At 64.1% G+C, this 13,427-nt stretch carries 14 protein-coding genes; 13 read left to right on the top strand and 1 reads right to left on the bottom strand.

The features are described 5' to 3' along the window. Positions 1-35: 35 nt before the first annotated feature. Positions 36-737, bottom strand: coding sequence for an alpha/beta family hydrolase (locus tag QME24_RS11535; protein ID WP_054890392.1), 702 nt, complete (start codon positions 735-737; stop codon positions 36-38). Positions 738-787: 50 nt separating this feature from the next. Here QME24_RS11535 and ccoN (QME24_RS11530) point away from each other — a divergent pair, with 50 nt between their 5' ends. The 13 genes from ccoN (QME24_RS11530) (at position 788) to QME24_RS11470 (ending at position 13,410) form a co-directional block, all read left to right on the top strand. Then, positions 788-2,212: a cytochrome-c oxidase, cbb3-type subunit I gene (gene ccoN / locus QME24_RS11530; RefSeq protein WP_173888190.1), complete on the top strand. Its 1,425-nt coding sequence runs from the start codon at positions 788-790 to the stop codon at positions 2,210-2,212. Positions 2,213-2,225: 13 nt separating this feature from the next. Next, on the top strand, positions 2,226-2,834 hold the full coding sequence (gene ccoO / locus QME24_RS11525; RefSeq protein WP_009683894.1) for a cytochrome-c oxidase, cbb3-type subunit II: 609 nt from the start codon (positions 2,226-2,228) through the stop codon (positions 2,832-2,834). Positions 2,835-2,839: 5 nt separating this feature from the next. Further along, complete coding sequence (locus tag QME24_RS11520; RefSeq protein WP_009683895.1) at positions 2,840-3,034, top strand: cbb3-type cytochrome c oxidase subunit 3; 195 nt, start codon at positions 2,840-2,842, stop codon at positions 3,032-3,034. Next, on the top strand, positions 3,031-3,972 hold the full coding sequence (ccoP, locus tag QME24_RS11515) for a cytochrome-c oxidase, cbb3-type subunit III (protein ID WP_280091328.1): 942 nt from the start codon (positions 3,031-3,033) through the stop codon (positions 3,970-3,972). The genes QME24_RS11520 and ccoP (QME24_RS11515) overlap by 4 nt, the downstream gene beginning before the upstream one ends. Positions 3,973-4,424: 452 nt before the next feature. Beyond that, on the top strand, positions 4,425-5,867 hold the full coding sequence (gene ccoN, locus QME24_RS11510; protein ID WP_029885689.1) for a cytochrome-c oxidase, cbb3-type subunit I: 1,443 nt from the start codon (positions 4,425-4,427) through the stop codon (positions 5,865-5,867). Next, entirely contained in the window at positions 5,867-6,475 is a 609-nt protein-coding gene (ccoO, locus tag QME24_RS11505) for a cytochrome-c oxidase, cbb3-type subunit II (protein ID WP_009683898.1), read from the top strand. The genes ccoN (QME24_RS11510) and ccoO (QME24_RS11505) overlap by 1 nt, the downstream gene beginning before the upstream one ends. 5 nt (positions 6,476-6,480) lie before the next feature. Beyond that, complete coding sequence (locus QME24_RS11500) at positions 6,481-6,672, top strand: CcoQ/FixQ family Cbb3-type cytochrome c oxidase assembly chaperone (RefSeq protein ID WP_009683899.1); 192 nt, start codon at positions 6,481-6,483, stop codon at positions 6,670-6,672. Then, on the top strand, positions 6,669-7,646 hold the full coding sequence (gene ccoP / locus QME24_RS11495) for a cytochrome-c oxidase, cbb3-type subunit III (RefSeq protein WP_054905802.1): 978 nt from the start codon (positions 6,669-6,671) through the stop codon (positions 7,644-7,646). The genes QME24_RS11500 and ccoP (QME24_RS11495) overlap by 4 nt, the downstream gene beginning before the upstream one ends. Before the next feature lie 308 nt (positions 7,647-7,954). Next, a complete protein-coding gene (ccoG, locus tag QME24_RS11490; protein ID WP_054881976.1) occupies positions 7,955-9,370 on the top strand; it encodes a cytochrome c oxidase accessory protein CcoG in 1,416 nt (471 codons plus the stop codon). Between the two features lie 15 nt (positions 9,371-9,385). Then, positions 9,386-9,910 carry a FixH family protein gene (locus QME24_RS11485; RefSeq protein ID WP_054881975.1) on the top strand — a complete coding sequence of 175 codons (525 nt, stop codon included), beginning with the start codon at positions 9,386-9,388 and terminating at the stop codon, positions 9,908-9,910. Positions 9,911-10,065: 155 nt separating this feature from the next. Beyond that, positions 10,066-12,540 carry a heavy metal translocating P-type ATPase gene (locus QME24_RS11480; protein ID WP_054881974.1) on the top strand — a complete coding sequence of 825 codons (2,475 nt, stop codon included), beginning with the start codon at positions 10,066-10,068 and terminating at the stop codon, positions 12,538-12,540. Further along, entirely contained in the window at positions 12,519-12,734 is a 216-nt protein-coding gene (ccoS, locus tag QME24_RS11475) for a cbb3-type cytochrome oxidase assembly protein CcoS (protein ID WP_054881973.1), read from the top strand. The genes QME24_RS11480 and ccoS overlap by 22 nt, the downstream gene beginning before the upstream one ends. Further along, positions 12,727-13,410: a sulfite exporter TauE/SafE family protein gene (locus QME24_RS11470; protein ID WP_054881972.1), complete on the top strand. Its 684-nt coding sequence runs from the start codon at positions 12,727-12,729 to the stop codon at positions 13,408-13,410. Before ccoS ends, QME24_RS11470 begins: the two co-directional genes overlap by 8 nt. Positions 13,411-13,427 lie beyond the last annotated feature (17 nt).

Raw genomic sequence — 13,427 nt, 5'->3', positions numbered from 1 at the left:
CCGCTGCGCGGCCCTTTCGCGACACAAGGCCGCTCCTACAAGCGTATGCCTGCCAAAAAGCTGGCAACTCGCTGCGCAGCCGCCTGCAAATGCTGTTCATGGCTGAACCCCGAAGCCTTCAACGGCTTCAGGTCATGGTCCGCCGCCACTAGCCAGCTCACCTCGATCGCTGGCGACAACGCATACCCTGCCACCGCCTCCCGGTTACCCAGCGCATCGCGCTCGCCCTGCACGATCAACGTCGGGGTTTTCAACCCGGCCAAGTGCTCCACGCGCGGCTTCTCGGGTTTGCCCACCGCGTAGAACGGGTAGCCCAGGCACACCAGCGCATCGGCGCCCAGTTCGTCGGCCAGCAGGCTGGCCATGCGCCCGCCCATCGACTTGCCACCCACCGCCAGCTTGCCCGCGACCAAAGGTCGCACCTGCCGGTACACCTCGCGCCAGCTTTCCAGCAATACCTTCTGCGGGTTCGGCGGCCGCTTGCCACCGCCAACCCGGCGCTCGGCCATGTACGGGAACTCGAAGCGCAGCACCGCTACCCCAAGTGCCGCAAGCCTTTGCGCCATTTCGTCCATGAACCCGCTGTCCATCGGCGCACCGGCACCATGGGCCAGGATCAGGCAGCCCTTGTAACCCTCCCCGCCCTCGACCTGCGCAAGATCGCAGCGCAAGCCTGGAACATTTCCGACCTTCGCCCATTGATCCCCGTCAATACCGGCACTTTGCCCATTAATCATGCTTGCCTCGCTGTAAAGCCTGCCAAATAACCGTGGATGGGAACCCATACATGAACACAACCAGCAGTACCGCCTATAACTACAAGGTGGTCCGCCAATTCGCCATCATGACGGTGGTGTGGGGAATCGTCGGGATGGGGCTCGGCGTTTTCATCGCCGCCCAGCTTGCCTGGCCTGCCCTCAACTTCGACCTCCCCTGGACCAGCTTCGGCCGCCTGCGCCCACTGCACACCAATGCGGTGATCTTCGCCTTCGGCGGCTGCGCGCTGTTCGCCACCTCCTATTATTCGGTGCAACGCACCTGCCAGACCACCCTGTTCGCACCCGGCCTGGCCGCGTTCACCTTCTGGGGCTGGCAGCTGGTGATCCTGCTGGCGGCCATCAGCCTGCCATTGGGCTACACCAGCTCCAAGGAATACGCCGAGCTGGAGTGGCCGATCGACATCCTGATCACCATCGTCTGGGTCTGCTACGCCATCGTGTTCTTCGGCACGCTGATCAAGCGCAACACCAAGCACATCTACGTGGGCAACTGGTTCTTCGGCGGGTTCATCCTTACCGTGGCCATGCTGCACATCGTCAACAACCTGGAACTGCCGGTCAGCCTGACCAAGTCGTACTCGGTCTATGCCGGTGCCACCGACGCCATGGTGCAGTGGTGGTATGGCCACAACGCGGTGGGCTTCTTCCTGACCGCGGGCTTCCTGGGGATGATGTACTACTACGTGCCCAAGCAGGCCGAACGCCCGGTGTATTCCTACCGCCTGTCGATCGTGCACTTCTGGGCCCTGATTACCCTGTACATCTGGGCCGGCCCGCACCACCTGCACTACACCGCCCTGCCTGACTGGGCGCAATCGCTGGGCATGGTGATGTCGCTGATCCTGCTGGCACCGAGCTGGGGTGGCATGATCAACGGCATGATGACCCTGTCGGGGGCCTGGCACAAACTGCGCAGCGACCCGATCCTGCGCTTTTTGGTGGTGTCGCTGGCGTTCTACGGCATGTCCACCTTCGAGGGCCCGATGATGGCCATCAAGACGGTCAACGCCCTTTCCCACTACACCGACTGGACCATCGGCCACGTGCACGCTGGCGCCCTGGGCTGGGTCGCGATGATCTCGATCGGCGCGCTGTACCACACCATCCCGAAAGTGTTCGGCAAGGAACGCATGTACAGCATCGGCCTGATCAACGCGCATTTCTGGCTGGCCACCATCGGCACCGTACTGTACATCGCCTCGATGTGGGTCAACGGCATTGCCCAGGGCCTGATGTGGCGCGCAGTGAACAGCGACGGCACGCTCACCTACTCGTTCGTGGAAACCCTGGTGGCCAGCCACCCAGGCTTCATCGTGCGCTTCGTCGGCGGGGCGATCTTCCTCAGCGGCATGTTCCTGATGGCCTGGAACACCTGGCGCACCGTGCGTTCGCCGGCGCTTGATGCTGCCCCTGCGAACGCCCAGCTGGCTTGAGGAGACCTGCCTGATGAAACATGAAGTCATCGAGAAAAACGTTGGCCTGCTGGCCCTGCTGATGGTGTTGGCCGTCAGTATCGGCGGCCTGACCCAGATCGTGCCGCTGTTCTTCCAGGACGTCACCAACAAGCCGGTCGAAGGCATGAAGCCTTACACCGCGCTGCAGCTCGAAGGCCGCGACATCTACATCCGCGAAGGCTGCGTAGGCTGCCATTCGCAGATGATCCGCCCATTCCGCGCCGAAACCGAGCGCTACGGCCACTACTCGGTCGCCGGCGAGAGCGTGTGGGACCACCCGTTCCTGTGGGGCTCCAAGCGTACCGGCCCGGACCTGGCCCGGGTCGGCGGCCGCTACTCGGACGACTGGCACCGCGCGCACCTGTACAACCCGCGCAACGTGGTACCGGAGTCGAAGATGCCGGCGTACCCCTGGCTGGTCGCCCAACAGGTGGATAACAGCCACACCGACGTGAAGATGCGCACCCTGCGTACGCTCGGCGTGCCGTACACCGACGACGACATCGCCGGTGCCCGCGACGCGGTCAAGGGCAAGACCGAGATGGACGCGCTGGTGGCGTACCTGCAGGTGCTTGGCACCGCGATCAAGAACAAGAGGTGATTGCGATGGAAATGGACACCGGCATGATTCGCGGCCTCGGCACCCTGGTGGTGATGGTCGCCTTCATCGGCCTCTCCCTGTGGGTATTCAACCGCCGTCGCGACCGTGATTTCGCCGAGGCGCGCTTGCTGCCCTTCGTCGACGACCGCCTGCCCGCTGCCGGGCAGGAACCTGCTGCAAAAAGGAGTAACGGGCAATGACCACCTTCTGGAGTACGTATATCAGCGTACTGACCATCGGGAGCCTGATTGGCCTGATCTGGCTGTTGCTCGCCACCCGCAAGGGCCAGAGCCACAACCCCACCGACCAGACCATGGGCCACAGCTTCGACGGCATCGAGGAGTACGACAACCCCTTGCCCAAGTGGTGGTTCTGGCTCTTCGTCGGCACCCTGGTGTTCGCGGTCGGCTACCTGATCCTTTACCCGGGCCTGGGCAACTGGAAAGGCATTCTGCCGGGTTATGAAAATGGCTGGACCGGCGCCAACGAATGGCAAAAGGAAATGGACAAAGCCGATGCCCGCTTCGGGCCGATCTTCGCCAAGTACGCCGCCATGCCGGTGGAGGAAGTGGCCAAGGACCCGCAGGCGTTGAAAATGGGCGGGCGCCTGTTCGCCTCCAACTGTTCGGTCTGCCATGGCTCGGACGCCAAGGGCGCGTTCGGCTTCCCCAACCTCACCGACAAGGACTGGCGCTGGGGCGGTGATGCGCAGACCATCAAGGCGTCGATCATGAACGGCCGCCATGGTGTGATGCCGGCCTGGGCCGAGGTGATTGGCGAGCAGGGCGTGGCCGACGTCGCCGCGTTCGTGCTGACCAGCATGGACGGCCGTAAACTGCCGGAAGGCGCCAGGGCCGACCCGGCCAAGGGCAAGGAGATCTTCGCCGGCAACTGCGTGGCCTGCCACGGGCCGGAAGGCAAAGGCACCCCGGCCATGGGCGCGCCCGACCTGACCCACCCACAGGCGTTCATCTATGGGTCGAGCTTTGCCCAGCTGCAACAGACCATCCGCTACGGTCGCCAAGGGCAGATGCCGGCGCAGGCCGAGATTCAGGGCAATGACAAAGTGCACCTGTTGGCGGCGTATGTGTACAGCCTGTCGCAGGATGGCGCGGCTGAAACTGTGACTTCCAAGTAATCCCCCCGGGGCCGCTTTGCGGCCCATCGCGACGCAAGGCCGCTCATGCAGGAGATCGCATTTTTTCTGTAGGCGCGGCCTTGTGTCGCGAAAGGGCTGCAGAGCAGCCCCAGCGCTCCCCCGCCCTACTCCCTCCCTTGCACCCCCTCCGAACAGAACTAAGCTTGTTGCCACAGTGGGCATCCTACGAAAGCACCGGCGCAGACGCCGCGCCTGGCCAGTGGTCGCCCCCAAAAAAAGCTTGACCGATCGATCAGAAAAAGGTGAAAAACGGTACACATTACAAATATTTATTTGTGTACAATCTACCTGACCCGAGCGCTGCGGGACATCAGTGAACGGGCCCGGACACGGGTCGGCGTACCAAAGTTGCGTTGCGGTAACCCGGAGGGTTATCAATACTGGCGCCGATTTTTCAACCAACAAGAACATCAAAACCGTGGAACCTTAGAATGAGCACAGCAATCAGTCCGACTGCTTATAACTATAAGGTCGTCCGCCAGTTCGCCATCATGACGGTGGTCTGGGGGATCCTTGGCATGGGCCTCGGCGTCTTCATCGCCTCGCAGCTGGTGTGGCCACAACTGAACCTGGACCTGCCCTGGACCAGCTTCGGGCGCTTGCGTCCGCTGCACACCAACCTGGTGATCTTCGCCTTCGGCGGCTGCGCGCTGTTCGGCACCAGCTACTACGTGGTGCAGCGCACCTGCCAGACGCGGCTGATTTCCGACAGCCTGGCCGCCTTCACCTTCTGGGGCTGGCAGGCGGTGATCGTCGGGGCGCTGATCACCCTGCCGATGGGCTACACCACCACCAAGGAATACGCCGAGCTGGAGTGGCCACTGGCGATTCTGCTGGCCATTGTCTGGGTCACCTACGGGGTGGTGTTCTTCGGCACCATCGTCAAGCGCAAGACCAAGCATATCTATGTCGGCAACTGGTTCTACGGTGCCTTCATCGTGGTGACCGCGATGCTGCACATCGTCAACCACATCTCCCTGCCGGTCAGCCTGTTCAAGTCGTACTCGGCCTACTCCGGCGCCACCGATGCGATGATCCAGTGGTGGTACGGGCACAACGCCGTGGGCTTTTTCCTGACCACCGGCTTCCTGGGCATGATGTACTACTTCGTGCCCAAGCAGGCCGAGCGGCCGATCTACTCGTACCGCCTGTCGATCGTGCACTTCTGGGCGCTGATCACCCTGTACATCTGGGCCGGCCCGCACCACCTGCACTACACCGCCCTGCCCGACTGGGCGCAGTCGCTGGGTATGGTGATGTCGATCATCCTTCTGGCGCCAAGCTGGGGCGGCATGATCAACGGCATGATGACCCTGTCGGGCGCCTGGCACAAACTGCGTACCGACCCGATCCTGCGCTTTCTGGTGGTGTCGCTGGCGTTCTACGGCATGTCCACCTTCGAAGGCCCGATGATGGCCATCAAGACCGTCAACTCGCTGTCGCACTACACCGACTGGACCATCGGCCACGTGCACGCAGGCGCCCTCGGCTGGGTCGCCATGATTTCGATCGGCGCCGTGTACCACATGATCCCGCGCCTGTATGGCCGCGTGCAGATGCACAGCGTTGGCCTGATCAACGCGCACTTCTGGCTGGCCACCATCGGCACCGTGCTGTACATCGCCTCGATGTGGGTCAACGGCATCACCCAGGGCCTGATGTGGCGTGCCATCAACGATGACGGCACCCTCACCTACTCGTTCGTCGAGGCACTGCAAGCCAGCCACCCGGGCTACATCGTGCGTGCCCTGGGCGGTGCGTTCTTCGCCAGCGGCATGCTGCTGATGGCCTACAACGTGTTGCGTACCGTGCGTGCCGCCAATCCGGCACAGGCTGAAGAAGCCGCCAAGATCGTCGTTGTGGGAGCGCACTGATGAAGCATGAAGCCGTCGAGAAGAACATTGGCCTGCTGGCCTTCTTCATGGTCATCGCGGTAAGCGTCGGTGGCCTGACCCAGATCGTCCCGCTGTTTTTCCAGGACGTGACCAACAAGCCGGTCGAGGGCATGAAGCCGCGTACCGCCCTGGAGCTGGAAGGCCGCGACATCTATATCCGCGAAGGTTGCGTGGGCTGCCACTCGCAGATGATCCGCCCGTTCCGCGCCGAAACCGAGCGCTACGGGCACTACTCGGTCGCCGGCGAGAGCGTGTGGGACCACCCGTTCCTGTGGGGCTCCAAACGCACCGGGCCGGATCTGGCACGGGTCGGTGGCCGCTACTCCGATGACTGGCACCGCGCGCACCTGTACAACCCGCGCAACGTGGTGCCGGAATCGAAGATGCCGGCCTACCCCTGGCTGGTCGAGAACACGCTCGACGGCAAGGACACCGCGAAGAAGATGGAGGTGCTGCGCACACTCGGCACACCGTACACCGACGCCGACATCGCCGGCGCCCGTGACGCGGTCAAGGGCAAGACCGAAATGGACGCCCTCGTGGCGTACCTGCAGGGTCTTGGCACCATCATCAAGAGCAAACGGTGACGCTGATGGATATCGGGATGATTCGCGGCCTGGGTACCGTCGTGGTGATGGTGGCGTTCGTGGGCCTGGCGCTGTGGGTGTTCAACCCACGGCGCAAGAAGGACTTCGACGAAGCCACCCAACTGCCCTTCGCCGATGACCCCGAGGCCAAACGGCACGTCGAGCAAGCAAAAGCTTCTGGGAGCAAACAACAATGACAACCTTCTGGAGTCTGTACGTTACCGTCCTGACCCTGGGCACCATCTTCTCGTTGACCTGGCTGCTGCTGTCGACCCGCAAGGGCCAGCGCGAAGAGGTGACCGACGAAACCGTCGGGCACGCCTTCGATGGTATCGAGGAGTACGACAACCCACTGCCGAAATGGTGGTTCTGGCTGTTCGTCGGCACCATCGTCTTCGCCCTCGGCTACCTGGTGCTGTACCCGGGGCTGGGCAACTGGAAAGGCATGCTGCCGGGTTATTCGTACCTGGACAACGACAAACAGACCGAGTTTTCCAACGGCCAGCAGGGCTGGACCGGCGTGCACGAGTGGGAAAAGGAAATGGCCAAGGCCCAGGCGCGCTTCGGCCCGATCTACGCCAAGTTCGCCGCCATGCCTATCGAGGAAGTGGCCAAAGACCCACAGGCGCTGAAAATGGGCGCACGCCTGTTCGCCTCCAACTGCTCGGTATGCCATGGCTCCGACGCCAAGGGCGCCTTCGGTTTCCCCAACCTGACCGACAATGACTGGCGCTGGGGCGGCGAGCCGGAAACCATCAAGGCCACCATCATGGGCGGCCGCCACGGTGTGATGCCGGCATGGGCCGAAGTGATCGGTGACCAAGGTGTGGCCGACGTCGCGGCATTCGTGGTCAGCAAGCTCGATGGCCGTACCCTGCCGCAAGGGGTCAAGGCCGATGTGCAGAATGGGCAGAAGATCTTCGCCGCCAACTGCGTGGCCTGCCACGGGCCGGAAGGCAAAGGCACGCCAGCCATGGGGGCACCGAACCTGACCCACCCGCAGGCGTTCATCTACGGCTCCAGCTTTGCCCAGTTGCAGCAGACCATCCGCTATGGCCGCCAAGGGCAGATGCCCGCCCAGGAACAGTTGCAGGGCAACGACAAGGTGCACTTGCTGGCGGCTTATGTGTACAGCCTGTCGCAGCAGGCTGAGCCGGCCAAGGCCGAGTAAGGCAGGCCTGGCCTCTTCGCGGGCTCGCCCGCTCCCACACCCTCAAGGCTGATGAGGGACCTGTGGGAGCGGGCAAGCCCGCGAAAAGGCCGGCACAACCAAGCATTTCTCGCAGGCTGATGACCTGGATCAATTGACACCCGCCATAACACGATTCACACCGCGAACCCAACGCGACTAAAGGTCGCAGTGCGACCCCGGGCCGCCCACAGCGGCGTATCATGAACCGCAGAGCGCTAGCAGATTGCGCGAGACTGCGGCCGGCACGCACTGGCCGCGGCATTTTTCCACTGCCGTGGGACTTGATGATGAGCAAGCAAATTCCGGTACATGATGTAACCCCGCCTGCCACGAAAGGGAAGGACTCCGTCGACCTCTACGCGTCCCGCGAAAAAATCTATACCCGCGCCTTCACCGGCCTGTTCCGGCGTTTGCGCATGGTTGGCGGTGCCGCGCTGTTCCTGCTGTACTTCGGCACGGTATGGCTGAACTGGGGTGGCCACCAGGCGGTGTGGTGGAACCTGCCCGAGCGCAAGTTCTATATCTTCGGTGCCACCATCTGGCCGCAGGACTTCATCCTGCTGTCAGGCATCCTCATCGTCGCCGCCTTCGGCCTGTTCTTCATCACCGTGTTCGCAGGCCGGGTCTGGTGTGGCTACACCTGCCCGCAAAGCGTGTGGACGTGGATCTTCATGTGGTGTGAAAAAGTCACCGAGGGCGACCGCAACCAGCGCATCAAACTGGACAAGGCGCCCATGAGCGCCAACAAGTTCCTGCGCAAGTTCAGCAAGCACAGCCTGTGGCTGCTGATCGGTTTCGTCACCGGCATGACCTTCGTCGGCTACTTCTCGCCGATCCGTGAACTGGTGATCGAGTTCTTCACCGGCCAGGCCGATGGCTGGGCCTATTTCTGGGTCGGCTTCTTCACCCTCGCCACCTACGGCAACGCCGGTTGGCTGCGCGAGCAGGTGTGTGTGTACATGTGCCCCTACGCCCGCTTCCAGAGCGTGATGTTCGACAAGGACACACTGATCGTCTCCTATGACCCGCGCCGCGGCGAAACCCGGGGCCCGCGCAAGAAAGGCGCGGATTACAAGGCCCAAGGCCTGGGCGACTGCATTGACTGCACCTTGTGCGTGCAGGTCTGCCCGACCGGCATCGACATCCGCGACGGCCTGCAGATCGAATGCATCGGCTGCGCCGCCTGCATCGATGCCTGCGACGGCATCATGGACAAGATGAACTATCCCAAAGGGCTGATCAGCTACACCACCGAGCACAACCTCTCCGGGCAGAAAACCCACCTGTTGCGGCCCCGCCTGATCGGCTACGCGCTGGTGCTGCTGGTGATGATCATCGGCCTGGCCACGGCCTTCGCCACCCGCTCGCTGGTCGGTTTCGACGTCAGCAAGGACCGTGTGCTGTACCGCGAAAATGCCCAGGGCCGGATCGAGAACGTGTACAGCCTGAAGGTCATGAACAAGGACCAGCGTGACCATGTGTATGTGCTGGACGCCACTGGCCTGCCAGACCTCACGCTCGAAGGCCAACGCGAGATCCGCGTGGCCGCCGGGGATATCGTCAGCCTGCCGGTGCAGCTGTCGGTGGCGCCGGAAAAACTGCCATCGACCACCAACGAAATCACCTTCATCCTCAAAAGCGCCGACGACAGCAGCGCGCAGGTTGAAGCCAAGAGCCGCTTCATCGGCCCACAGATCCGCTAAGAGAGATAACCCACAATGCCTGCCACCGCCGCCGACCCTTGGTACAAGCACCTCTGGCCCTGGATCATCATTGCGATCCTCACCACCTCGGTGTGCCTGAGCCTCAGCATGGTCAGCATCGCCGTGAACAACCCGGACAACCTGGTGAACGACAATTACTACGAGGCGGGCAAGGGCATCAACCGCTCACTGGACCGCGAACTGCTGGCACAGAAGCTGCGCCTCCAGGCCAGTGTGCACCTGGATGACCTGACCGGCGAAGTGGACCTGCGCCTGGCCGGCAACAGCAACCCGCAGAACCTGGAACTGAACCTGATATCGCCCACCCAGCCGGAAAAGGACCGCAAGGTGCTGCTGAGCCGGGTCGAGGCCGGGCGTTACGTGGGGCAGCTGCAAGACAAGGTTGACGGGCGGCGTTTCGTTGAGCTGCTGGGCAGTGAAGGTGGCCAGGTGTGGCGGCTGTTCGAGGAGGAGAAGGTCGAGCATGGCGTGACCTTGCAGCTTGGTGATGAAGCCATCCAAGGCGCCGAGCACCTGTAGGAGCGGCCTTGTGTCGCGAAAGGGCTGCGCAGCAGCCCCTGCAACCTATGCTGCGAAGCTAAGATCGTGGGGCCGCTTCGCGCCCCTTTCGCGACACAAGGCCGCTCCTACAGGGAAGCGCGCCAACCGGCCGCTATGTGTAAGGCAATGATGTGATGACCCAACCCATTCCCTGCTACCACTGCGCCCTGCCCGTTCCGGCCGGCAGCCGCTTTACCGCCGTGGTGCTCGGCGAGCCCCGCGAGTTCTGCTGCCCCGGCTGCCAGGCAGTGGCCGAGGCGATCGTGGCCGGCGGCCTGGAACACTACTACCAGCACCGCAGCGACAACAGCGCCAACCCCGAAGCGTTGCCCAGGCAGTTGCAGGACGAACTGGCCCTGTACGACCGCAGTGACGTGCAGCAAACCTTCGTCCACCACCTGGGCGACCTGGCCGAGGCCACCTTGCTGATCGAAGGTATCAGCTGTGCGGCGTGTGGCTGGCTGATCGAAAAACACCTGCGCAACCTGCCCGGCGTCGCCGAGGCGCGCCTTAACCTGTCCAACCACCGCCTGCTAGTTGCCTGGGATGCCTCGCAGCTGCCACTGTCGCGCCTGCTGGCCGAACTGCGCCAGATCGGTTACGCCGCCCACCCCTACCAACCCGACCAGGCCGCCGAGCAGTTGGCCCGGGAAAACCGCAGTGCCCTGCGGCGCCTGGGCGTTGCCGGGTTGTTGTGGTTCCAGGCAATGATGGCGACCATGGCCACCTGGCCGGAATTCAACATCGACCTGTCGCCCGAGCTGCATACCATCCTGCGTTGGGTGGCGCTGTTCCTGACGATCCCCATCGTGTTCTACAGCTGCGCACCGTTCTTCAAAGGCGCCGCCCGCGACCTGCGCACCCGCCACCTGACCATGGATGTTTCGGTGTCACTGGCCATTGGCCTGGCGTTCGGCGCGGGTATCTGGACAGCCATCACCGGCAGCGGCGAGCTGTATTTCGACACCGTGGGCATGTTCGCCCTGTTCCTGTTGACCGGCCGCTACCTGGAACGCCGCGCCCGCGAGCGCACCGCAGCGGCCACGGCGCAACTGGTAAACTTGCTGCCGGCTTCGTGCCTGCGCCTGGACAGCCAAGGCCGCAGCGGGCGCATTCTGCTCAGTGAACTGCAATGCGGCGACACCGTACAGGTGCTGCCCGGCGCGGTGATTCCCGCCGACGGGCGCATCGTCGAAGGCCGCTCCAGCGTCGACGAATCGCTGCTCACCGGTGAATACCTGCCACAGCCGCGGCGAGTGGGGGACCGGGTCACCGGCGGCACCTTGAACGTTGAAAGCACGCTGAACATAGAAGTCCAGGCCCTGGGCCACGACTCGCGGCTGTCGGCCATCGTCCGCCTGCTGGAGCGCGCGCAAACGGAAAAACCACGCCTGGCAGAAATTGCCGACCGCGCCTCGCAGGGGTTCCTGCTGTTCTCGCTGCTGGCCGCAGTGGCCATCGGCCTGTGGTGGTGGTACCTGGAGCCGGCCCGGGCGTTCTGGATCGTGCTGGCCATGCTGGTGGCGACGTGCCCTTGTGCGCTGTCGCTGGCTACCCCCACCGCACTCACTGCAGCCACCGGCACCCTGCATAAACTTGGCCTGCTGGTGACCCGTGGCCATGTGCTGGAAGGCCTGAACCAGATCGATACGGTGATTTTTGACAAGACCGGCACGCTGACCGAAGGCAGGCTGACCTTGCGCAGCATTCGCCCACTCGGCAGCCACCCCGCGGACCGTTGCCTGGCGCTGGCGGCGGCATTGGAGAACCGCTCGGAGCACCCCATCGCCCGCGCGTTCGGGCACGCGGCCACACCTGCTGAAGAGGTGCAGAGTGTACCCGGCCTGGGCCTGGAAGGGCTGGTCGATGGCCAGCGCCTGCGCATTGGCCAGGCCAGCTTCGTCTGCGCCTTGAGCGGCGCGCAAGTACCTGCGGTGCCCGAGCCTCGCGGCCAGTGGCTGCTGCTGGGCGACCGCCAGGGGCCATTGGCCTGGTTCGGCCTGGACGACCGCTTGCGCGATGATGCACCGGCCCTGCTGGCTGCCTGCAAAGCGCGGGGCTGGCGCACCCTGCTGCTGTCTGGCGACAGTTCGCCGATGGTCGCGGAAGTCGCCGCGCAACTGGGCATCGACCACGCCGTTGGCGGCCTGCGCCCGGACGACAAACTGGAGCGCCTCAAAGCCTTGCAGGCCGAAGGGCGCAAGGTGCTGATGCTGGGCGACGGGGTCAACGATGTGCCGGTGCTGGCCGCCGCGGACATCAGCATCGCCATGGGCAGCGCCACCGACCTGGCCAAGACCTGCGCCGACGCGGTGCTGCTGTCCAACCGCCTGAGCGCGCTGGTGCAGGCGCTGGAACTGGCGCGCCGCACCCGCCGCAACATCCTCGAGAACCTGCTGTGGGCAACCCTGTATAATGGCCTGATGTTGCCGTTCGCCGCCCTCGGCTGGGTCACCCCGGTGTGGGCTGCTGTCGGCATGTCGGTGAGCTCACTGATCGTGGTGCTCAATGCCCTGCGCCTGACCCGCGCGCCAGTCAGTGCGGGGCTGCCCGCGATGGATGCCGCGCAACCCGCCAGGAGTACGCCATGCCCGCCCTCTATGTCATGATCCCCGCAGCCCTGCTGCTGGTCGGCGTGGCCGTGTACATCTTCTTCTGGGCCGTGGACAGCGGCCAGTACGATGACCTCGACGGCCCGGCGCACAGCATTCTGTTCGACGACCAGGACCCTCGTCACCAGGCGGCGGTCAAACCCGACGACACGCCGGGCAACGCCGACAAGGACTTGCCACCCCGTGCCTGACCTGCTTCCCCTGCTGGGCTCGGCGCTGGTGCTCGGCTTGCTCGGTGGCGGCCACTGCCTGGGCATGTGCGGCGGCCTGATGGGTGCGCTGACCTTGGCCATCCCCCCTGAACAACGCGGCAGGCGCCTGCGCCTGCTGCTGGCGTACAACCTGGGGCGCATCTTCAGCTATGCCTGCGCCGGGTTGTTGCTGGGCCTGGCTGGCTGGGCCGTAGCCAGCAGCCCGGCCGCCCTGGCCCTGCGGGTCCTGGCCGCCTTGCTGTTGATTGCCATGGGCCTGTACCTGGCCGGCTGGTGGAGCGGGCTGACGCGTATCGAGGTGCTAGGCCGCGGCGTGTGGCGGCATATCCAGCCGCTGGCGTCGCGCTTGCTGCCGGTGTCCAGCCTGCCCCGTGCGTTGCTGCTGGGGGCCTTGTGGGGGTGGTTGCCATGCGGGTTGGTGTACAGCACGTTGTTATGGGCGGCCAGCCAGGGCCATGCCGGCTACAGCGCGGCGTTGATGCTGGCGTTCGGGGTGGGCACCTGGCCGGTGCTGCTGGCGACCGGCTTGGCGGCAGAGCGGGTAAACACTTTGTTGAAACGGCGCAGTGTGCGGGTGGCTGGCGGGGTGCTGGTGATGCTGTTTGGTATCTGGACCATGCCCGGGCCGCACCAGCATTGGCTGATGGGGCATTGAGGGCTGCAAGCTACAAG

The sequence above is a fragment of the Pseudomonas sp. PARCl1 genome, from assembly GCF_947311875.1.
GTDB classification, from domain to species: domain Bacteria; phylum Pseudomonadota; class Gammaproteobacteria; order Pseudomonadales; family Pseudomonadaceae; genus Aquipseudomonas; species Aquipseudomonas juntendi.
Note: the sequence above shows the minus strand (reverse complement) of the source record. Positions and strands in the feature narration are given on the sequence as shown.

What these genes read in the sequence shown, in the direction of transcription:
- QME24_RS11535 (WP_054890392.1), bottom strand. Translation starts at nt 737, where the DNA reads ATGATTAATGGGCAAAGTGCCGGTATTGACGGGGATCAATGGGCGAAG.
- ccoN (WP_173888190.1), top strand. Translation starts at nt 788, where the DNA reads ATGAACACAACCAGCAGTACCGCCTATAACTACAAGGTGGTCCGCCAA.
- ccoO (WP_009683894.1), top strand. Translation starts at nt 2,226, where the DNA reads ATGAAACATGAAGTCATCGAGAAAAACGTTGGCCTGCTGGCCCTGCTG.
- QME24_RS11520 (WP_009683895.1), top strand. Translation starts at nt 2,840, where the DNA reads ATGGAAATGGACACCGGCATGATTCGCGGCCTCGGCACCCTGGTGGTG.
- ccoP (WP_280091328.1), top strand. Translation starts at nt 3,031, where the DNA reads ATGACCACCTTCTGGAGTACGTATATCAGCGTACTGACCATCGGGAGC.
- ccoN (WP_029885689.1), top strand. Translation starts at nt 4,425, where the DNA reads ATGAGCACAGCAATCAGTCCGACTGCTTATAACTATAAGGTCGTCCGC.
- ccoO (WP_009683898.1), top strand. Translation starts at nt 5,867, where the DNA reads ATGAAGCATGAAGCCGTCGAGAAGAACATTGGCCTGCTGGCCTTCTTC.
- QME24_RS11500 (WP_009683899.1), top strand. Translation starts at nt 6,481, where the DNA reads ATGGATATCGGGATGATTCGCGGCCTGGGTACCGTCGTGGTGATGGTG.
- ccoP (WP_054905802.1), top strand. Translation starts at nt 6,669, where the DNA reads ATGACAACCTTCTGGAGTCTGTACGTTACCGTCCTGACCCTGGGCACC.
- ccoG (WP_054881976.1), top strand. Translation starts at nt 7,955, where the DNA reads ATGAGCAAGCAAATTCCGGTACATGATGTAACCCCGCCTGCCACGAAA.
- QME24_RS11485 (WP_054881975.1), top strand. Translation starts at nt 9,386, where the DNA reads ATGCCTGCCACCGCCGCCGACCCTTGGTACAAGCACCTCTGGCCCTGG.
- QME24_RS11480 (WP_054881974.1), top strand. Translation starts at nt 10,066, where the DNA reads ATGACCCAACCCATTCCCTGCTACCACTGCGCCCTGCCCGTTCCGGCC.
- ccoS (WP_054881973.1), top strand. Translation starts at nt 12,519, where the DNA reads ATGCCCGCCCTCTATGTCATGATCCCCGCAGCCCTGCTGCTGGTCGGC.